The 20,131-nt window shown below is 72.8% G+C and carries 17 protein-coding genes and 1 pseudogene; 8 read left to right on the top strand and 10 right to left on the bottom strand.

Translation table 11 applies throughout. The features are described from left to right. Positions 1-19: 19 nt before the first annotated feature. On the top strand, positions 20-988 hold the full coding sequence (locus tag IEZ10_RS26125; protein WP_229811655.1) for a hypothetical protein: 969 nt from the start codon (positions 20-22) through the stop codon (positions 986-988). A 117-nt stretch (positions 989-1,105) separates the two neighbouring features. Here the strand turns inward: IEZ10_RS26125 and IEZ10_RS26120 are convergent, their stop codons facing one another. Together IEZ10_RS26120 and yczE are read right to left on the bottom strand one after the other, a co-directional pair. Continuing rightward, the gene (locus IEZ10_RS26120) at positions 1,106-2,875 is read right to left on the bottom strand and encodes a glycoside hydrolase family 15 protein (RefSeq protein WP_189249156.1); all 1,770 of its coding nucleotides are present in this window, start codon (positions 2,873-2,875) and stop codon (positions 1,106-1,108) included. A 133-nt stretch (positions 2,876-3,008) separates the two neighbouring features. Beyond that, the gene (gene yczE, locus IEZ10_RS26115; protein WP_189249155.1) at positions 3,009-3,614 is read right to left on the bottom strand and encodes a membrane protein YczE; all 606 of its coding nucleotides are present in this window, start codon (positions 3,612-3,614) and stop codon (positions 3,009-3,011) included. A 77-nt stretch (positions 3,615-3,691) separates the two neighbouring features. Between yczE and yczR the strand changes: the two genes are divergently transcribed. Then, on the top strand, positions 3,692-5,125 hold the full coding sequence (yczR, locus tag IEZ10_RS26110) for a MocR-like transcription factor YczR (RefSeq protein WP_229811654.1): 1,434 nt from the start codon (positions 3,692-3,694) through the stop codon (positions 5,123-5,125). Positions 5,126-5,230: 105 nt separating this feature from the next. On the opposite strand, the gene IEZ10_RS26105 is transcribed toward yczR, so the two are convergent. Both IEZ10_RS26105 and IEZ10_RS26100 read right to left on the bottom strand, forming a co-directional pair. After that, on the bottom strand, positions 5,231-5,851 hold the full coding sequence (locus IEZ10_RS26105) for a trimeric intracellular cation channel family protein (RefSeq protein WP_189249154.1): 621 nt from the start codon (positions 5,849-5,851) through the stop codon (positions 5,231-5,233). A 40-nt stretch (positions 5,852-5,891) separates the two neighbouring features. Next, positions 5,892-7,400: a peptide MFS transporter gene (locus tag IEZ10_RS26100; protein WP_189249153.1), complete on the bottom strand. Its 1,509-nt coding sequence runs from the start codon at positions 7,398-7,400 to the stop codon at positions 5,892-5,894. A gap of 252 nt (positions 7,401-7,652) precedes the next feature. Here IEZ10_RS26100 and IEZ10_RS26095 point away from each other — a divergent pair, with 252 nt between their 5' ends. From IEZ10_RS26095 to IEZ10_RS26090, 3 genes are all read left to right on the top strand, one after another. After that, positions 7,653-9,113, top strand: coding sequence for an AMP-dependent synthetase/ligase (locus tag IEZ10_RS26095; protein WP_308426309.1), 1,461 nt, complete (start codon positions 7,653-7,655; stop codon positions 9,111-9,113). Further along, positions 9,023-9,448, top strand: coding sequence for a hypothetical protein (locus tag IEZ10_RS40325; protein ID WP_308426308.1), 426 nt, complete (start codon positions 9,023-9,025; stop codon positions 9,446-9,448). Before IEZ10_RS26095 ends, IEZ10_RS40325 begins: the two co-directional genes overlap by 91 nt. A 170-nt stretch (positions 9,449-9,618) precedes the next feature. Next, positions 9,619-10,581 carry a hypothetical protein gene (locus IEZ10_RS26090; protein ID WP_189249152.1) on the top strand — a complete coding sequence of 321 codons (963 nt, stop codon included), beginning with the start codon at positions 9,619-9,621 and terminating at the stop codon, positions 10,579-10,581. A 132-nt stretch (positions 10,582-10,713) separates the two neighbouring features. On the opposite strand, the gene IEZ10_RS26085 is transcribed toward IEZ10_RS26090, so the two are convergent. From IEZ10_RS26085 to IEZ10_RS26075, 3 genes are read right to left on the bottom strand one after another with little or no spacing between them, the layout of a single operon-like run. After that, entirely contained in the window at positions 10,714-11,727 is a 1,014-nt protein-coding gene (locus IEZ10_RS26085; RefSeq protein ID WP_189249151.1) for an NAD(P)/FAD-dependent oxidoreductase, read from the bottom strand. After that, positions 11,724-12,281: an isoprenylcysteine carboxyl methyltransferase family protein gene (locus IEZ10_RS26080; RefSeq protein ID WP_189249150.1), complete on the bottom strand. Its 558-nt coding sequence runs from the start codon at positions 12,279-12,281 to the stop codon at positions 11,724-11,726. The genes IEZ10_RS26085 and IEZ10_RS26080 overlap by 4 nt, the downstream gene beginning before the upstream one ends. 6 nt (positions 12,282-12,287) lie before the next feature. Continuing rightward, positions 12,288-13,433 (bottom strand): type III polyketide synthase, encoded by a 1,146-nt coding sequence (locus IEZ10_RS26075; protein ID WP_189249149.1) that lies wholly within the window; start codon positions 13,431-13,433, stop codon positions 12,288-12,290. Positions 13,434-13,625: 192 nt separating this feature from the next. Here IEZ10_RS26075 and IEZ10_RS26070 point away from each other — a divergent pair, with 192 nt between their 5' ends. Together IEZ10_RS26070 and IEZ10_RS26065 are read left to right on the top strand one after the other, a co-directional pair. Further along, on the top strand, positions 13,626-14,522 hold the full coding sequence (locus IEZ10_RS26070) for a UbiA family prenyltransferase (RefSeq protein ID WP_189249261.1): 897 nt from the start codon (positions 13,626-13,628) through the stop codon (positions 14,520-14,522). A 237-nt stretch (positions 14,523-14,759) separates the two neighbouring features. After that, a pseudogene (locus tag IEZ10_RS26065) lies at positions 14,760-15,587 on the top strand (RtcB family protein); the annotation flags it as partial. Between the two features lie 627 nt (positions 15,588-16,214). Here the strand turns inward: IEZ10_RS26065 and IEZ10_RS26060 are convergent. Beyond that, positions 16,215-16,676, bottom strand: coding sequence for an ATP-binding protein (locus tag IEZ10_RS26060; protein ID WP_189249148.1), 462 nt, complete (start codon positions 16,674-16,676; stop codon positions 16,215-16,217). Further along, positions 16,673-17,020, bottom strand: coding sequence for a hypothetical protein (locus IEZ10_RS26055; protein WP_189249147.1), 348 nt, complete (start codon positions 17,018-17,020; stop codon positions 16,673-16,675). Before IEZ10_RS26055 ends, IEZ10_RS26060 begins: the two co-directional genes overlap by 4 nt. A 75-nt stretch (positions 17,021-17,095) precedes the next feature. Here IEZ10_RS26055 and IEZ10_RS26050 point away from each other — a divergent pair, with 75 nt between their 5' ends. Continuing rightward, positions 17,096-18,211 carry a helix-turn-helix domain-containing protein gene (locus tag IEZ10_RS26050; RefSeq protein ID WP_229811653.1) on the top strand — a complete coding sequence of 372 codons (1,116 nt, stop codon included), beginning with the start codon at positions 17,096-17,098 and terminating at the stop codon, positions 18,209-18,211. Positions 18,212-18,622: 411 nt separating this feature from the next. Here the strand turns inward: IEZ10_RS26050 and IEZ10_RS26045 are convergent, their stop codons facing one another. After that, positions 18,623-20,125, bottom strand: a complete 1,503-nt coding sequence (locus IEZ10_RS26045) for a recombinase family protein (protein ID WP_189249146.1) — start codon at positions 20,123-20,125, stop codon at positions 18,623-18,625. Positions 20,126-20,131: the final 6 nt, after the last annotated feature.

The raw sequence follows: 20,131 nt of genomic DNA, 5'->3' as shown, positions 1-20,131 counted from the left end.
CGGGAGAGGGGAAAAGTGCGTGAGGCTGTTCCGGCGGCACCGTGATCGACGGGCCGCGACCTCGGTGAACCCGGTGGGTCCGGCGGGATCGGCGGCCCAGGCCGCCCCGGCCCGCCCGGTCGAGGAGGTCGATCTCGACTCCCTGCTCGCCCTCGTCGCCGACACCCTCGGCTACGGCTGCTCCTTCGAGCCCGGCGGCGCCACGCTGACGCTGTCCGGCCCCCGCACGATCGAGGTCCGGCTGACGGGCCTGCGCGCCGAGGCGCGCCGCCGGTCGCGGGAGGACTGGCCTGTGCTGGTCTCCGGGCACCTCTCCCACGCGCTGGCCACGGCGGACGAGCCGTTCGACGCCTGCGACCTGGCCCAGGCCGGCCCGCTGCTGGGCACCCGCGTCCGCTTCGACGACGGCCTGGACGACGGCCTCGTGGTCGGCCGGCACCTGGCCGCGGACCTGGTGGAGGTGCTGACCGTCGGGCACGGCGCGGCCGAGCGGCCGGTCCGCCCGGAGGAGGCCGGCTGCTGGCCGGTCACCGCCGCCCAGGCCCTGGAGCTGGCCGCGGGCAACGCCGGCGGTGGGCGGTCCTCGGTCACCGAGGCCGACCTCGGCGGCGTCGCGGTCCTGAGTTTGGACGGCGCGGGCGCCGCCGCCTGCCTGCGCCGCCTGGACGAGCACCTGCCCCTCCCGGCCGACGGCGCGCTGGTCGCGCTGACCGGCCCGGCCACCGTGGTCGTCCACCCGGTCGAGGGCATCGGCGTGGTCCGCGCGATCGAGCGGCTGAGGCTGTTCGCCCAGCGGGAGTTCGAGCGGCGCGACGACGCCCTCAGCCCGCACGTCTACTGGTGGCACGACGGCGGGCTCGCCCTGGTACGGGCCGATCTGATCGCCCAGGACGGGCAGGTCCGCCTGGTGGTGGCCCCGCCGCCGGAGTTCGCCCGCGTCATCGCCGCCCTGGCCGTCCGGTCCGACGCCGAGACCCCCGAGCGCTGACCCGGGGCGGTACGGCGGGCCCGCCTACCGCGCGTCCCGCGCCGGGCGGGAAGGCCCCGCGCCGGACGCCTCCCCGCGTCCCCCCGCCGGCCGGCGGGAGGAGGCGGGCCGTACCGGTCAGTCGTCCCCGGCGAGCGCGCGGGCGGCGTGGATCAGCGGCACGTGGCTGAACGCCTGCGGGAAGTTCCCCACCAGGCGGCCGTGGCGGGGGTCGTACTCCTCGGCGAGCAGGCCCACGTCGTTGCGCAGCGACAGCAGGCGCTCGAACAGCTCCACGGCCTCCTCCCTGCGGCCGATCATCGCCAGCGCCTCGGCCAGCCAGAAGCTGCACGCCAGGAACGCGCCCTCGCCGCCGGGCAGGCCGTCGAGGTTGCCGTCCTCCGACACCGGGTAGCGCCGCACGAAGCCGTCGGTCATCAGCTCCCGCTGGATCGCCTCCACCGTGCCGACCACCCGCGGGTCGTCCGGCGGCAGGAACCCGACCATCGGGATCATCAGCAGCGCGGCGTCCAGCTCCCGCGAGCCGTACGACTGGGTGAAGGTGTTGCGGGCCGCGTCGAACGCCTTGTCGCAGACCTCGGCGTGGATCTGCTCGCGCAGCGCCTGCCACCGCTCCACCGGCCCCGGCCGGCCGAAGTCCTCCACCTGCCTGATGGCCCGGTCGAGCGCGACCCAGCACATCACCTTGGAGTGGGTGAAGTGCCGGCGCGGGCCGCGGACCTCCCACAGCCCCTCGTCGGGCTCGTCCCAGTGGGCCTCCACGTAGTCCATCAGCTCCAGCTGGATGGTCCAGGCCCGGTCGTCGGGCTCCATGCCCGAGGCGCGCGACAGGTGCAGGGAGTTCATCACCTCCCCGTAGACGTCGAGCTGGAGCTGGGTGACCGCGCCGTTGCCGATCCGGACCGGGCGGGAGTCCTCGTAGCCCGGCAGCCAGTCGAGCTCCAGCTCGGTCAGCCGCCGCTCCCCGGAGACGCTGTACATGATCTGCAGGTCCTGGGCGCGGCCGGCGATGGCCCGCAGCAGCCAGGCGCGCCAGGAGCGGGCCTCGCCGAGGTAGCCGGCGCCGATGAGCGCGTCCAGCGTCATGGTGGCGTCACGCAGCCAGCAGAAGCGGTAGTCCCAGTTGCGGACCCCGCCGATGTCCTCGGGCAGCGAGGTGGTGGGGGCGGCGACGATGCCGCCGGTGGGCTCGTAGGTGAGGGCCTTGAGCGTGATCAGGGAGCGGACCACGGCCTCGCGCCAGGGACCCTGGTAGGTGCACTGTTCCACCCACTCCTCCCACAGCTTCTCCGTCTCGGTGAGCTGTTCGATCGGGTCGATCTCCACGGGCCTGGGCTGGTGGGAGGGGTGCCAGGTGAACACGAACGGCACCCGCTCGCCCGCCGAGACGGTGAACCTCGCGCGGTGGGCGTAGTCGCCGCCGTGCAGCGGGACGGGGGAGTGCAGCCAGATCGAGTCGGGGCCGCCGACGGCGTGCAGCAGCCCGTCGGTGCGGCGCACCCAGGGCACGATGCGGCCGTAGTCGAAGCGGACGCGGATCTCGGTGGACATCTCCACGGTCCCCGACACGCCCTCCACGATCCTGACCAGGTCGGGGTTGGCGTGCCGGGCGGGCATGAAATCGATCACCCGGACCGTGCCGGTGGGGGTGTCCCACTCGCTCTCCAGGATCAGCGTCTCGCCCCGGTAGCGCCGCCGGGTGGCGGGCGGCCGCTCGTGACCGGAGGGGCCCACCCACCACTGCCCGTTGTACTTGTCGCCGAGCAGTGCCGCGAAGCACGCCGGGGAGTCGAAACGTGGCAGGCAGAGCCAGTCGATGGAGCCGTCCCGCCCGACCAGGGCGGCCGACTGCATGTCGCCGATGAGCGCGTAGTCCTCGATCCGCATGGCTCCGACGCTACCCCGGCGGCGGCGGATCAGCCCTGCCCCGGCCGATGCTCCGGTTCCGGCCCGGCGCCCGTCTGGTCCCGGCCCGGCGACGCCCGGCCGCCTCGGCCGTCCTCGGCCGCCTCGGCCGCGCTCAGCCGCGCGGCCGCATACGCGGCATGAAGAACTGCGTCAGGGGCCCGATGGCCAGGGCGAACACCACGGTGCCGACGCCCACGACGCCGCCGAGCAGCCAGCCCACGGCCAGCGCCGTGACCTCGATGAGGGTACGGGCCACCCGGATGCTCAGGCCCAGCCGGTTCAGGCCGGTCATCAGCCCGTCACGCGGACCGGGGCCGAGCCCGGCCCCGATGTACAGGCCGGTCGCCGCGGCGGTGACCACGACCCCGGCCAGCAGGCAGGCCCAGCGCACGGCCAGCGGGCCGGGCTCCGGGACCAGCCACATGACCGCGTCGGCGAACACGCCGACGAGGATGACGTTGCTGATGGTGCCGATCCCGGGCCTCTGCCGCAGCGGGATCCACAGCAGCATGACCAGGGCGCCCACGATGATGATCCACATGCCGACCGAGAGGCCCAGGTGGACGGCCAGGCCCTGGTGGAAGACGTCCCAGGGGCTTCCGCCGAGGCGCGACTCGATCTGCAGGGCGATGCCGGTGCCGTACAGCGCGAGGCCCGCGTACAGGCGCAGGAGGCGGTTCGGCAGCGAACCCAGGGATGGGAGGGATGCTTCGCTCATAATGGCCTTGATTCTTCAAGGCCATTAGTGCGTGACAAAAGGGCCAATTCTCGGAAAATGGCCTTATAGTGGCGCACGTGAACCGGTATCTGAGCGGCCCGCAACTGGCCCGCCTGGTGGCGATCGACCCCGGCGCCCGGCCGTACTACCGGGTGCTGGCCGAGACGGTGCGGTCGCTGATCCTCGACGGCCGGCTGCCCGTGCGGGTCCGCCTCCCCGCCGAGCGCCACCTCGCCCAGGAGCTGGGCGTCAGCCGCACCACCGTGACCGCGGCCTACGACCGCCTGCGCGAGCAGGGCTACCTGGAGAGCAGGCAGGGCGCGGGAAGCTGGACGGCACTGCCGCGGCCCTCCGAGATGGGCGCCGACAACCCCTGGATCGCCTCCGGGGACGACGGCCTGCTGCCGCTGCACGCCGCCGCGCCGCCGGCCACCCCGCTGCTGCCCGAGGCCGTCGCGGCGGCCACCGAGCGCTACCCGTGCCGCGCGCTCGGCACGGGCTACGAACCCCCCGGGATCACCCCGCTGCGCGAGGCGATCGCGGCCCGCTACACCCACCGGGGCCTGGCCACCCGGCCCGAGCAGATCCTCGTCACCACCGGCGCCCAGCAGGCGATCCACCTGGTGATGACGATGCTGCTGACACCGGGCGACCCGGTGCTGCTGGAGTCGCCGACCTACCCGCACGCGATCGACGCCGCCAGGACGCGCGGCGCGCGGATCGTCCCCGTCGGCGTCCCCGACGGCGGCTGGCACCTCGACCTGCTCACCTCCGCGCTGCGCCAGTCGGCGGCCCGGCTGGCCTACGTGATCCCCGACTTCCAGAACCCGACCGGCCACCTGATGGACGACGCCGTCCGGGCCGGCCTGGTCGGCGAGGCCAGGCGGCACGGCACCACCCTCATCGTGGACGAGACCTGGAGCGAGCTGGCCCTCGACGAGGTGCCCCGCACCGCCCCGCTGGGCGCCTTCGACACCGACGGGCGGGTGATCAGCGTCGGCTCGGCGTCCAAGCTGTGGTGGGGCGGCCTGCGCATCGGGTGGGTCCGCGCGAGCGCCGCCATGGTGCGCCGCCTGGCCGTGCTGCGCGCCGCCGTGGACATCGCCAGCCCGGTGTTCGAGCAGCTCGTGGTGACCGAGCTGTTCTCCCGGATCGAGGAGGCCAGGGCCGAACGCCGCCGGACCCTCGGCGCCTCCCGCGCGGCCCTGGTCACCGCGCTGGCCGAGCACCTGCCCGACCTGACCTTCACCGTGCCCGCCGGCGGCGGCGCGCTGTGGGCGCGGCTGCCCGGCCCGTCGGCCGTCCCGCTCGCCGACGCCGCGGCCTGCCACGGCGTGCGGCTCGCCCCGGGCCCCTGGTTCGGGATGGACGGCGCGCTGGAGGGCCGGCTGCGCCTGCCGTTCACCCAGCCGCCGCCGGTCATCGCCGAGGCGGTGGCGCGCATCGCCGAGGCGAGGGTCAGGGGTCCGTACGGCGCCCGCCCCGCCGAGCCGCTCACCCCGGTCCTCTGAGCCGCCCCGCCGCCGGGTGAGCGGGGCCGGTCGCCGGGTGCGCGGTCCGGCCACCACGTGGGCCGTCCGGCCGCCGCGCCGGCCCGCCCGCGCGGCGGTGAGGGGTCAGGGGCCCTGGTCGGAGGCCACACCCCGGGCCAGCGGCGCGCGCAGCCGCAGCCGCATGGCGGCGATGCGCAGCCCGAAGGCCAGCACCGCCGAGGCCAGCGTGGCCGGCCAGCCGTGCAGGTCGAGGGTGTAGAGCGCGGCCATGACCGCCGAGCCGAGCATGGCCGGCACCGCGTACAGCTGGCGGTCGTACAGCAGGAGGGGGATCTGCCCGGCCAGGACGTCGCGCAGGATGCCGCCGCCGACCGCGGTGGTGACGCCGAGCAGGGCGCCGTGCAGCGGGCTGAGGCCGTAGTTCATCGCCTTCTCGGTGCCGACCGCGCAGAACAGGCCCAGCCCCGCCGCGTCGAGCACGTCCACCGCGGGCATCACCCGCTCCACCTGGGGATGCCAGAAGAACACGATCGCCGCGGCCACGGCCGGCACGACCACGTAGCCGGTGCTGGAGAAGGCCGCGGGCCGCACGTTGAGGATCAGGTCACGCAGGATTCCGCCGCCCAGCGCGGTCATCTCCGCCAGCACGGTCATGCCGACCACGTCCAGCCGGCGGCGGACGCCGACCAGCGCCCCGGAGAGCGCGAAGACGAAGATTCCGATGAGATCGAGGGCCTGGCTCACCGTCTAATCATCCCAGGACCGGATATCTGTGATCACCGTTTCAGGCGGGCGGCGACCCGGCCGCCGCCTCCTCATGGTGGTGCTCCCGCATCAGCCGGTTGAGCCGGGGGACGAACACGAACATCAGCGCGCCGGCGGCGAGCGCGATCAGCGCCAGCGTCAGGAAGTACATGGGCTCCGACACGTAGTCGCGCAGCCGCGCGGTCTGCCCGCCCACCGCGTCGCCCACCGCGATGGCGATGAACCACACCCCCAGCATCTGGCCCTTGAACGCCGCGGGGGCGAGCCTGGTGGTGATCGACAGCCCGACCGGGCTCAGCGCCAGCTCACCGAAGACCTGCACGAGGTAGACCAGCACCAGCCACCACACCGAGATCCTGCCCTGCTCGGCCAGCTTGGCGGCCAGCGCCATGACCACGAAGCTCAGCCCGTTCATGAACAGGGCGAAGGCGAACTTGTGCGGGGCCGTCACCCGGTTGCCCAGCTTGACCCAGAGCGCCGCGAAGACGGGGACGAGGATCGCGATGAACAGCGGGTTGAACGACTGCGTGGTCGCCGCGGTGATCCTGAGGCCGAACAGCGACAGGTCGGTGCGGTCCTGGGCGAAGAACAGCAGCACGGTCGGGGCGAGGTCGTAGAGCATCCAGAAGACCGCCGCGGCGGCGAACAGCCAGATGTAGGCCTTCATCCCCGAACGCTCGTCCTCGGTCAGGTTGTGGCTGCCGAGCAGGATGTAGGCGAAGTAGCCCACCGGCACGGCGACGATGAGCAGGGTCACCACCAGCGAGAACGCGCCCAGGCTGAACGTGCCGGAGGCCACCCAGAGCGCCAGCGCGCCGGCCACCACGACGGCGGCGCCCACGGCCGCGGTGGCGAAGTGCCGCCGCTCGCGCGGGGTCAGCCGGTGGCCGGGCGCGTCGCCCGCGCCCCGCAGGTGGCGGCGGCCCGCCGCGTACTGCCACAGCCCCAGCGCCATGCCGACCGCCGCCGCGCTGAAGCCCAGGTGCCAGCGGTCGCCGGAGGCGAGCCAGCCCACGACGAGCGGCGCGGCGAAGGCGCCGATGTTGATGCCGAGGTAGAAGATCGAGAAGCCGGCGTCCCGGCGCGCGTCCTCGTCCTCCGGGTACAGCTTGCCGACCATCGCGGAGATGTTCGGCTTCAGCAGCCCCGTGCCGGTGATGATGAGCAGCAGGCCCAGGGCGACGAAGGCGCCTCCGCTCACCGGGATCGCCATGCTGATGTGGCCGCACATGATGACGAAGCCGCCCCACAGCACCGCCCGCCGGGCCCCCAGGATCCGGTCGGCGATCCAGCCCCCGGGCAGCGCCACGAGATAGATCAGCGCGCCGTAGACGCCGACGAGGGCCGTGGCGGTCTGCTGCGAGAGCCCCAGGCCCGACGCGGCGGGGGAGGCGGCCATGAAGGTGGCCAGGATGGCGCGCAGGCCGTACCAGCTGAAGCGCTCCCACATCTCGGTGCCGAACAGCGTGGCCAGGCCACGTGGATGTCCGAAGAAGGTCTTCTCCTCGGTGCGGGTCTCCGCGGACATGTGTGAGCCCCCCGGCCTCGTCGCGTGATGACACTCCACCCTACGTAGCGGAACGGGGTGTCCTGTCCCGGTCGGGAGCATCCCGTTCCGGGGTGTTTGCGCAGGTGGCGGGTGTTTTCGACCCGGTGGGCGCATCGGCGGGCACCGCCCGCCCCGGACCGGCCCGCTCCCCGGTTTTGGGCCTTGTCCCAGGTCCGCGGCGTGTGGTGCGATGCATCCCAACCGGGTGGGCGAACACGGTGCGGAGGCGTCATGGCGGGTGTCCTCGAAGAGCGCGCGGAGATCGAGCGGGAGATCGGCGGCCGTACGGTCTGCGACCTGCTGCGGGAGGCGGCCGAGCACCATCCCGGCGCCCCCGCCTACTCCGACCCCGACGGCGACGGCTGGGTCACCCTCACCTACGCCGACGCCCGCCGCCGCGTCCTGGAGATCGCCGCCGGCCTCGCCGCCCTGGGGCTGCGGCCCGGCGAGGCGGTCGCGCTGATGATGGTCAACCGCAGCGAGCACGTCCTGGCCGACCTGGGAACGGTGCACGCCGGGGGCGTCTCCTGCTCGGTCTACGCGACCTTCACCCCCGAGCAGGTGGCCTTCGTCGCGGGTGACGTCGGCGCGCGGATCGCGGTGCTGGGCGGGCCCGGGGAACTGGCCACGTGGGAGCCGGTGCTCGACCGCCTCCCCGCCCTGGAGAAGGTCATCGTGCTGGAGGGAGCCCCGGCCGGCGACCGGTTCCTCGCCTGGGACGACTTCCTGGCCCTGGGCCGCGAGCGGCTCGCCGCCGACCCCGCCGCCGTCGAGGCCCGCTGGCGGGCCGCCCGGCCCGGCGACGTCCTGACCGTCCTCTACACCTCCGGCACCACCGGAAACCCCAAGGGCGTGCCGCTGACCCACGCCAACGTGCTGTTCGAGGTGGCGGCCACCACCAGGATGGCCGACCTGCCGCAGCGCGGCACGCAGATCTCCTACCTCACCTACGCGCACATCGCCGAGCGGGTCCTCAGCCTCTACCTGCCGTTGCTGAAGATCTCCCACACCCACTTCTGCACCGACATGGCCCGCCTCGGCGCCGTCCTCGGCCAGGTGAAGCCGGTGCTGTTCTTCGGTGTGCCGCGCGTGTGGGAGAAGATGATGGCCCGCCTGCAGGCGCTGCTGGTCTCCCAGCCGGAGGAGCGGCAGCGGGCCATGCGCGAGGCCATGGCCGCCGGGCTCGCCCACATGGAGGCCGGGCAGTACGGCGGCACGCCCTCGCCCGAGGTGCGGGCCGCCTACGAGCGCGCCGACGCCAAGCTGCTGTCGGCGATCCGCTCCATGATCGGCCTCGGCGACGCCGCCTGGCTGGGCAGCGCCGCCGCGCCGATGCCGCTGGAGGTCCAGCGCTTCTTCGCCGGCCTCGGCCTGTGCGTGCTGGACGTGTACGGAATGACCGAGACGACGGGCGCCTTCACCGCCAACGCCCCGGACCGCTACAAACTCGGCACGGTCGGCCAGGCCGGGCCGGGCGTGGAGGTCCGCATCGCCGAGGACGGGGAGATCCTCACCCGCAGCCCCGCCAACACCCGCGGCTACCTGAACCGCCCCGAGGCGACCGCCGAGGCACGATCGACGACGACGGCTTCGTCCGCATCGTGGACCGCAAGAAGGAGCTCATCATCACCGCCGGCGGCGAGAACATCTCCCCGGCCAACATCGAGAGCCACCTCAAGGAGCACCCGCTGATCGGCCAGGCCCTCGCCTACGGTGACGGCAGGCCGTACCCGGTGGCGATCCTCACCCTCGACGGCGAGGTCGCCGCCGGCTGGGCCCGCAGCCGCGGCATCCCCGTCACCGACCTCGCCGGCCTCGCCGGTCACCCCGAGGTCCTGGCGGAGGTCGGGGCCGCCGTCGCCGCCGCCAACGAGCGGCTGGCCCGTGTCCAGCGGGTCAAGCGCTGGCGGCTGCTGCCGGCCGAGTGGACCGCCGAGACCGAGGAGCTGACCCCCAGCCTCAAGCTCAAGCGCCGGGTCGTGCACGCCAAGTACGCCGGGATCATCGACGAGCTGTACCGCGACTGACGGGCGCGGCGCCGGGCCGGGACGCGGCGTCCCCCCGGCGGGAACGGCCCGGGTCCCCACGGCAGGCCGGGGCCGGTGGCGGGGCGCGGCGCCGCCGGGAGCCGTCGTTTTGCCAACCGGGCGTGTGTCGCCTGCCCGGTCGTTACCGGGCGTTTCCTAACGTCCTGGCCATGGCTATGAGACTCCTTCTGCCGCTCCTGGCGTCGGGGGCCGCCCTGTCCGCCCAGGCGGGGCCCGCCACCGCCACCGAGGAGCCGGTGATCCGTTCCGTGACCCTGCGCCCCGGCACCCCCGTGGTCGGCCCGGCCGGTTCCCTCCGCCTGGTGATCGACGTGGTCGCCCGCGGGGCCGCCGGGCCGGGCGCGGTGACCGTCCGGGTCGAGCCGGGCACCCCGCCCGCCGGCGGCACGGTGCTCCGGCCCGAGCCCCTGCCGCCCACCGTCCAGCAGTGGGGGACGCCGATCCCGGCCCACGCCGTCTTCTCGCGTCCCGCCGTTCCCCGGGCGCTCGCCGTACGGAGGACCGGCGGCGGGCGCCGGACCCAGGCCGCCCGCGTCGCGGCCGTTCCCCCCGCGCCCGTCGTGCCCGGGGCGTCCGCCGGGTCCGGGGTGCTCACCGCCCTCGCGGTCCCCGGGGCGCCCGGAGCGCTCGCCGAGCCCGCGGCGGAGGCCGGCGGCGGGTGGGAGACGTGGCGGTTCCTGCCCGACAAGCAGCTCAACCGCTGGTACCCCGCCGGACCCTGGATGGTCATCGCGACCGCCCGGGGCGCCGACGGCGCCTCGGCCACCGGCTACGCCCGGTTCGAGCTGAAACGCGCCACCCGGTTCAGCTCGATCGAGGCTGTCCGGGAGGGCCGGGACGTGAAGGTCACGGGAGTGCTGAACCGGGTCGATCCGCAGGGCTACCTCGACTACGCCCCGTTCCCCGGCCAGCCCGTCGAGATCCTGCACCGGGAGGAGGGGCAGACGAGCTGGACGACGGCGGCCTCGGCCACCACCGACCGGCAGGGACGCTTCACCCGCCGGATGCCGGGCGCGGCCCGCGGGGGAGGCGGCGACTGGCGGATCCGGTACGCCGGGACGTCCGGCCACGCCCCCCGGCTGAGCGTCATCCACCCGACCGGCGGCCGGTAACGGCCGGGCCCCGGAACGGACACGGGCTCCCGGCACCCGCCGTGCCCCGCGGTCCGCGGTCCGCGGTCCGCACAGACGACCTCCGGAGCGGCCACGGATACGGCCGCCCGCCGCGCCGGGCACGGTTCCGGCTCAGGCCAGGGCGTGCACGACCGCGCCGAACAGGGCGGGCAGCCGCTGCGCCGCCGGGACCACCAGCCGGGGCACCGCCCGGTGCCTGCGGGCCGACACCAGCGCCCCGGTGAGCAGCCGGTGCCGCCGCGACAGCCGCAGCCAGGCGCCCTCGTAGGACTGCGGGGCGCCGGCCCGCAGGCAGCCCACCAGCACCCGCGCCGACGTCAGCGCGAGGGACACCCCCTCGCCGGTCAGCGCGTCGACGTACCCGGCCGCGTCGCCGACCAGCAGCACCCGGCCGGCGACGCGGGCGCGGACCCGCTGGCGCAGCGGACCGGCCCCGCGCACCGGGGTCACGGCCCGGCCGCCCAGCCGCTCCAGCAGCGCGGGGAAGTCCGCCAGGTGCTCGGCGTAGCCGCGCCGCCGAGAGCTCAGCACGGCCACGCCGACCAGCTCGTCGCCCACCGGCGTCACGTACGCCTCGCCGTCCGCGGCCCAGTGGACCTCCACGAAGTCGCTCCAGGGGGCGACGCGGTAGTGCCGCCGCAGGCCGTACCGGCGCGGCCCCGGATCGGGCAGGCCGAGTCCCAGCATGGCCCGCACGGGGGAGTGCAGGCCGTCGGCGGCCACCAGCCAGCGGGCGCGCAGCCCGGCGGCCCGGACCCCCTCGCCGTCCTGCCGCACCTCCTCCACCCGGCCGGGGAGGACCTTCACCCCCAGCTCGGCGGCGCGCGCCGACAGCGCGGCGTGCAGCTCCGTGCGCCGCACCCCGAGCCCGGGCCCGTCGCGGAAGGCCGCCTGCGCCCGGTGCCGCCCGTCGAGATAGCTGATGCCGCGCAGCTCCCGGCCCGGTGGCCGCACGCCCAGCGCCCGCAGCGCGGCGACGCCGCTCGGCATCAGCCCCTCGCCGCACGCCTTGTCCACCGGCGCGAGGCGGGGCTCGACCACGACGGCCTCCATGCCCGCCAGCGTCGCGTGGATGGCGGTGGCCAGGCCCGCCGGCCCGCCGCCGGCGACGAGCACGTCGATCACGCCGGGGCCCGCCCGGGCACCGGCGGGGCCGCCACGGCCAGCGCGGCGTCCTCACACCGGATCCGCACCACCATCAGCGCGGCGTTGAGCACGGTGAAGACGGCCGCGGTGACCCAGGCGCCGTGCACCAGCGGCAGAGCCGCGCCCTCGGCGGCCACCGCCACGTAGTTGGGGTGGCGCAGCCAGGACAGCCGGTACGGGCCCCGCTCCACCAGCGGCAGGCCCGGCACCACGATCACCTGGGTGTTCCAGCGCGGGCCCAGCGCCGCGATGCACCACCAGCGCAGCGCCTGGGCGGCGGCGACCACGGCCAGCATCGGCCAGCCCAGCGCCGGGACGAACGGGCGGCCGGCCAGCCCGGCCTCCAGCAGGCACCCGGCGAGCAGCCCGGTGTGCAGGGCGACCATCCACGGGTAGTGGCCCCGGCCGTACACCACCCCGCCCCGGGCCAGGCTCCAGCGGGCGTTGCGGCGGGCGACCACCAGCTCGGCGAGCCGCTCGGCCCCGACGAGCAGCACGAGCAGCAGGTACCACATCGAGAGATGCCAGGTCATCGGCCCCTACCAGCGCAACAGGACGAGTTCCGAGCAGAAGCCGGGGCCCATCGCGATGAGCAGCCCCGGGGTGCCCGGCGGTGGCCGCAGGGCGATGGTGTCGCGCAGCACGTGCAGCACCGAGGAGGACGACAGGTTGCCCACCTCGGCCAGCGAACGCCAGGTGACGTCCAGCGCGCCGGCGGGCAGGTCCAGCGACTCGGAGACGGCCTCCAGCACCTTCGGGCCCCCGGGGTGGCACACCCACGCCGTCACGTCGGAGGCGGTGAGGCCGTGGTCGGCCAGGAAACCGTGCACGTCGTCGGCGAGGTAGGCGCGCACCACGTCGGGCACGCCCGGGTCGAGCAGCACCTTGAAGCCGCCGTCGCGGACGTCCCAGCCCATCACGTGCCCGGAGTCGGGGTACAGGTGGCTGCGGGTCGCCACCACCCGCGGACCCGTCCCGCCGTCCGCCGCGCCGCCGTTCGCGGAACCGCCGTCCATCGCCGCGGACGCCCCCGCACCGGCGCCCGCCGCGGGCGTCGCCGGGCCGCTCCCGCCGTCCCGCTCGCCGCCGCAGGCCACCACCGCCGCCGCGCCGTCGCCGAACAGCGCACCGGCGACCATGTTGGCCGGTGAGACGTCGTCGCGCTGCAGGGTCAGCGAGCACAGCTCCACCGACAGCAGCACGGCCACGTGATCGGGCCAGCCGCGCAGGTAATCGTGCACCCGGGAGATCCCGGCGGCCCCCGCCACGCAGCCGAGCCCGAACACGGGCACCCGCTTGACGTCGGGGCGCAACCCCAGGCGGCCGACCAGCCGGGCGTCCACCGACGGGGCGGCGACGCCGGTCACCGAGGTGAACATGATCATGTCGACGTCGCGGGGTTCGAGGCCCGCCGCGTCCAGCGCCGCGCCGACCGCCTCGGCGCCCAGGTCCACGGCGGTCTCGACGAACACGTCGTTGGCCGCGCCGAACCCGTCGAGCTTGGCGTACCCGTCGAGGGGGAGGGCCAGGTGCCGCGAACGGACCCGGGCGCTCGCGTGCAGGCGGTCCAGCAGCCGCCGGCCGGTGCCTTCGAGCCCGCACATCCGCGCGACGGCGTCGGTGATCTCGGCCTGGGAGTAGCGGTTCGGTGGCAGCGCGCCGCGTACCGCGGCGATTCGCGTCATGTGGCAGGTACCCCCCGCACGGAGGAAAGCGGACACCGGCTTCCTTGCCCACCTACGACTGTGACATGCCTCACCCGTCCTAACAGTAGTGTGACGTCCCGCCCGCCCCAGGCGGCGACGCGCCGCCCCGGCCCGGTGGCCCGGCCGTCCGGACGGCCGCGAGGTCTTCCCCTCTACGATCGGTCCGTGACGATGAGCGGGCGTTCGCGGGAGCATGGGCACCCCGCCGGGCCGGAGGGCCGCCGGGGACCGGTGGGCGCGATCCGGGTGGCGTGGGCGCTGGGGCGGGCCTGCCATCCCGGGCCTACCGCGGCGGTCACCGCCATGGTGGCCGCGCTGGCCGTGGCGAGCGGCCGCGACGCCGCCGGGTGCGTCCTGGTGGCCGCCGCGGTGCTGTCCGGGCAGCTGTCGATCGGCTGGTGCAACGACGCGGTGGACGCCGGGCGCGACGTCGCCGCCGGCCGTACCGGCAAGCCGGTCGCCGAGGGCGCGGTGGGCGCGCGGACGGTGTGGGCCGCCGCCGCTGTCGCCGCGGCGCTGTGCGTGCCGCTCTCCCTGGCCTCCGGGCCCGCCGCCGGGACCGCGCACCTGGCCGGCGTGGCCGCCGCCTGGGCCTACGACCTGCGACTCAAGGCCACCGCGCTGTCGTGGCTGCCGTACGCGGTGGGGTTCGGCTCGCTGCCGGCGTTCGTGGCCCTCGGGCTGCCGGGCCACCCCTGGCCCGCCTGGTGGGCGGTCCTGGCGGCGGCGCTGCTCGGCTGCGGCGCGCACCTGGCCAACGTCCTGCCCGACATCCCGGCCGACCTCGCCACCGGGGTCCGCGGCTGGCCGCAGCGGCTCGGCGAGGCCCGCGTCCGCGTGCTGGTCCCGCTGCCGCTGCTGCTGGCCACGGCGGTGCTGGCCCTCGCCCCGCCGGGGCCGCCCGGTACGGGAGGCTGGGCCGCCCTCGCCGCGGCCGTCGCGCTCACCGGCGCCGGGACGCTGCTGGGCGGGCGCTCACCGCGCGTCCCGTTCGCCACGGCGATCGCGGTGGCCGCGGTCGGGGTGGTCCTGCTGCTGGCCCGCGGCACCGAGATCACCGCCGCCTGACGCCGGTCACCCCTCCGGCCGCGGTCGCCGGCCACGGCAGGCCATGCGGAAAGCACATCTCCGGGCTCCCGCCCATCGGCTCCCGGAAACCGTCCTGACCTCGTGGTCCACCGCGGCCGGTCCGGGGACCGCGGCTCCGGCGGCGGCCGCCGGGATCTTTAACCGGTTGCGGCTTTCCGGGTGTTCTGGCGTCATTGTGAGCGATCGGTCGACCGTACGGAAGGAGGCGATGCGGTGATGGCGTACAACGAGGTGACCGGAGAGCGGGCCCCGATCCGCATGTGGGCCGACCCCGACGGGATCGAGCCCGAGGTGATGCGGCAGCTGCGCAACGTGGCGAACCTCCCCTGGACCCACGGCGTCGCCGTGATGCCCGACGTCCACCACGGCAAGGGCGCGACGGTCGGCTCGGTCATCGCCATGCGGGACGCCGTCTCGCCCGCCGCGGTCGGGGTGGACATCGGCTGCGGAATGACCGCGGTGAAGACCTCCCTCACCGCCGCGAACCTCCCCGACGATCTCGGCTACCTGCGCTCGAAGCTGGAGCAGGCGATCCCGGTCGGTTTCGGCCTGCACAAGAACCCGGTCGACCCGGTCAGGCTGCACGGGGTCCCGACCGCCGGCTGGGCGGACTTCTGGAAGGACTTCGACCGCCTCGCCCCGGCCGTGCGCCCGAAGCGGGAGCGGGCCGAGGCGCAGATGGGCACCCTCGGCGGCGGCAACCACTTCCTGGAGATCTGCGCCGACGACCGCGACGCGGTCTGGGTCGTGCTGCACTCCGGCTCCCGCAACATCGGCAAGGAGCTGGCGGACTACCACATCGAGCGGGCCCGGGCGCTGCCGCACAACCAGGACCTGCCCGACCGCGACCTCGCGGTGTTCGTCGCGGGCACGCCGCAGATGGACGCCTACCGCCGCGACCTGTTCTGGGCGCAGGACTACGCGCGGCGCAACCGGACGGTCATGATGGCCCTGGCCTGCGGCGTGCTCCGGCGCCACCTGCCGGGTGTCACCTTCGAACAGCCGATCTCCTGCCACCACAACATTGCTTCGGGCAAGAGGTTCTCGCTTGCCGCCTGAATCCCTCCCGTGCGCCCACATAACGCAGAGATGGCCTGCTGAGCTGCTGATTCAGCCGAATTCCGGAGCGTTGACCGCTGCTTGAGCCCTGGAGATCTTGAGCAATGGGCCTGTTTTGGCGAGGAGTTTCATTACAGAGTCAAGGCGGCAGCGCTTCGCGCCGCCGCACGGCGGGGCGTGCCCGCCCCCGCCGCGCGGACATCGGGACCGGGCATGCGGCCTTGGGGGCCGGTCCCGGCCCGCGCCCGCCCGGCGGGAGCGGGCAGACCCCGCCGCCCGCCGCACCGAGCGCCCGCCGCACGGAACCGAACCCGCCGCCCTGGGTGCGCGCTGCCGCCGCTGCGACCGCCGGCCCAACCGCTACGCGGCCCCTCCGGGGTGCCTTCGGCATTGCGCCGGCCGTCTCCGCTCTGCACGTTCATCAGGCACACGAGGTCCATGAGGAAGGGCAGGGCTGCCGCCCCGCTTCCGTTCCTCGGGCCTGGGAGGCCCTGCGGTACGGGTCGGGTTGCCATCGAATGACGGGGTCACCGTGATCACGGTCATTGCCGGTCGGGTGCGGCGGCACGACTACGGGGGAAGGCCGTACCGCCGCACCGGCTCCAAGGGAGATCAGCGGTAGGTGAGCTGCACCCAGACCGCCCGGCCTATCTCCGGGTCGTAGTCGGTGCCCCATGCAGTGGACAGGAAGTCCACCCACGCCAGACCCCGCCCGCCCAGACTGTCATCGTCAGCAGGCCGCATCGCGGGGACGTTGACGGGTGAACCCTTGTCGATCACCTCGACATGGACCAGGCCGTCCCCCAGACCGACGCCGACCGTGATGATCTCGTCAGGGTGGCCCGAGTCGCTGTGAAGAATCGCGTTGGTGACGACCTCGCTCACCAGCAGCTCCACCGTCTCCAGAACCTCCGCCGAGGCCATGATGTGCGCGCTCAGTAGCTTCCGCACCCAGTGACGCGCGTCCGCCGCCGACTGCGGCACCCCGTAGAAGTCCCGATGATCGAGGAAGCGCAGCCCGTTCCAGCGCTTGAGCATCGCCTCGAACGCCTCATAGACGGCTTCCCGGCTCACCGCGCCGCCGCCTTACGGATCTCCTGCGCCGCCTCCTGATCAAGGGCACCGATCCGCTGGTTACGGCCCCGCCCCCACTGATAGATCCAGTACTCACCGAACCTGTAGGCGATCACCCGCACCGGCCGCCTCATACCCTGCGCCGTCAGATACGGCTCCTCGTTCAGCGGAAGCTCAAGCCGCACCGCCACGCCCACGCCGCGCAGGTCCCACGCCAGCCGGACGAGATGGATGTACTGGTCTTCCTGCACCGTCCCCAGGACGGGCCGCCGCGTGAGGGGGGCCGGTTGCGCCTGGTCAGCCGGTGTCGCCTCACCCGGCGGCAGGGCTTTAGAGTGATCCATAGATCGCACCTCCGACGTGCGGTCAGGACCCGTCGAACGGTGAGACGTTTCGGCGGGTCCGCCTTTTCTCCCCTCATGCTGCTGATCGTCTATCTCGAATCCGATACCCGAGGTGTATACCGAGGGCGTATTGTCAACTCCATGAGCAGCAGGTCAATGCTTTGGACGGACGTCCGTCTACGAGCCGCGTGGGCGCGAAGTGATTGGGCTGCTGTCTTTCGTGAGTACAGGCGTGTTGCTGGAATATCCCAGCTCAAGCTGGGGGAGCTGGTAGGCATGCCCCAACCTCACATCTCGGCTATCGAGAACGGCCGCAGGCAGATCACTGCGGCTGAGGTCATCTCGCGCATAACCGAAGGGTTGCAGGTGCCAGAGGAATTGGGCGGTATCGCCCGTAACGCGGAAGATTTGGCTAAATGGCTGCCGGACCCAGAGTTGCGCGAGCGAGTAGCGCATACCTATGCGGTCGGACGGTCGGATCTTCGTACGGCGGAATGGATCGGTCGGGTACTGGCCGAACATCGCCGTGCCGAGGATGTCGTTGGTGGGCGTGAGCTTTGGCCGGTGGTCAAGTCTCAGCTTGACGCGGTGACCCGGCTCATACCCGAGAGCGCCGGACGTGCCGCCGACCGGCTGATGATCCTCGCGGGTGAGCATGCGCACTGGCTGTCATGGGTGGCTGCCGCGCAGGGGCAGTATGGCGCGGCTCTCGCATGGCTTGACCTTGCACATGGATGGGCTACTGATGCCGGAGACGGAGACTTGGGCTCATGGGTCATCCGTGTCCGCTCTTACTATGCTTTGGCAAAAGGAGACCCGATACGTGCCTTACGCACTGCCGAAGCCGCCCGGCGCATCTCCAATACCTTGTCTCCGGCATCCTTGTCTGTCGCTACCCATGCCGTATGTATGGCTTCTGCGGCGCTAGGGGAGCGAGACCAGGCCCGGAGCCTGGCGGATGAGGCGTACGACCTGGCGTTGCAGGTGCCAGATGAGGAGGAGCGCCCAGACTGGCTGTATTGGCTGGAGCCGGTACGTGCACGATTGCATCTCGCGGATGTGGCGTACGCTGTCCGAGATTGGCAGGCGGCGGCTGAGGGATTCCGGGAAGCAATTCCCGAACTCGCCGGATACCCTAAAGACCAGGAGTACTATCAGATGCGCCTGGCCGACGCGGAGCGACGTGCTTAGTCGTGAACTCTGTGCTTAGGACGACCCCCTCTCTGCCGTTGCGCTGGCGGATCGCAGCGTTCATTTGCCCGATGCTGGGGCCGTGATAGACGAAGGTTTCCCCCATGAGGAATCCCGGCGGATCAGGGGTCGGAAAAGTGAACAATTCGCGCCGATCCCCTTGAGCGTCGCTGCCAGCCTCGCACTCTCCGTCAGGGAGATCATGAGCAACAAGCCGATAGGTGATCCAGACGTCCATGTCTCCACTCTTGTTCGTCGACATCGGTCCGGATCAAGCCAAGCAGACCAGCCGTAGAGGGGCAAGGCAAACGCGGATTTCCGAGGTTTGCACCATCAGTCCCGCCCTCCCACGTACGGCCCGTCTTCTGGGTGCCGAGCCCCAGCCGGAGCTGGCTGGAGGCTGTACGATCCTCAATCCTCACGCCAGATGAGTTCAAGCTTGTCGGGATCGAACGTTCCCCGGCTCCCTCTTCCCTGTCCGACCGGATGAACGATGACCGCATGGAAGGCTTCCCGGATTACCGCGCGCTTCTGGGACACGTCCAGCCGATCATCATCCGTCTCCGAGTACCACCGGCGCCGTATATCGGTGAGGTTGGCCTTTGCCCGTCGGGTCGTAGCCTCGTGCTGGGCACGCTCCTTGATCAAGCGAGAGATCTCGGACTCTAAGCGTTCGACCTCCGCGAAGAACAGAGAGTTGCTCACTTTCTTGCGGTGCCAGTGCTCGGTCAGTTCACGAAGCTGCGTCTCGGAGTCCTTCAGATCGCTGGCCCCTGCCCATGGCTCTGTTTGCGGAGGGGACATCGGCCCTTCTTCGATCGTGGCAAGTACCGCCTCAGAGACGAACATGTCCACCATGTCCCCGCGTCTCGCGAGTCTGCCGCACCCTCCTTGAGTCCTCGATCTGCACGCGTACACGTGGTGATCGCAGTCCCGATGCGGCGTGACACGTAGTTTCGCCATGCATAGAGTCCCGTCATCCTTGGGACGGCCGCAGCGCAGGATGCCCGTAAGGAGATAGGTGTGCTCCCGGAAGTCCGCAGGCAGGTTGCCGATGATGCCGTTGTTGCCGACTTGCTTGCCGCGCCGAGCATCGAAGATCGCTTGGACCGCCTCCCACTCCTGTGGCGCGATGATCGCCTCCCACTGGCCTTGCACAGGTATTCCCGCCGCGTCCTTGACGATCTCTCCGTTGATCTTGCGCCAGCCGCAGAGGCGGGGGTTGCGTAACAACTGCTTGAGGGTCTGTGCCTCCCAGGCATTGCCCCGAGTCGTGACGAACCCTCTCTCTTGCCAGCCCCGAACGATCGAGTTGAGCGACCTTCCCGCAAGGATTTCCTGCACGGCCTTCCTGATCGCGGCCGACTGCACGGGATCAAGCGTGCGCTTGTCGTCCTTCCAGCCGAAGGGCCGGTAGCCGTTCGGGATCACGCCGTCTTCGGCGCGGCTGCGGTGCCAGCGGGTGACCCGCCGCCGCATCTTCTTGACCTCCATGCGGGACAGGACCGCCCCCATGAGCCCCATGGACTCCACGTCTTCGCTGTAGAGGTCTTTTGACCCTCGTGCGTCGGCGAAGACCCTTCCATCCCGTGACGTGATGGCGTCCACGAAGCGCTCGTAGTCCCCCGCGCGCCGGACGAGGCGATCCTCCGCTACCACCACGCAGCCCTGTACCAGTGTGCCGTCTGGGAGCCTGCCCGCCCGGAGAACCCTGAGCATGGCCTCGAAACCGTCCCGGATGACGCCTTCCTTGGCGGCTGACTTGTCGTTGTCGGTGAAGGCGTGGACGATACGCCAGCCGAGACGTGCGGCCGTCATCCGGTTGACTTTGCTCTGATCGGTGACCGTGTGCTCATCTCTCGCTTTGTCCGCGCTTGCCCGCTGGTAGCTCACCACCGGTACGAGGTCGTCCATCGGTCC

Origin of the sequence: Streptosporangium pseudovulgare (genome assembly GCF_014648055.1) — a bacterium.
GTDB classification, from domain to species: Bacteria; Actinomycetota; Actinomycetes; order Streptosporangiales; family Streptosporangiaceae; genus Streptosporangium; species Streptosporangium pseudovulgare.
This window is presented reverse-complemented; position numbering and strand designations above follow the sequence as displayed.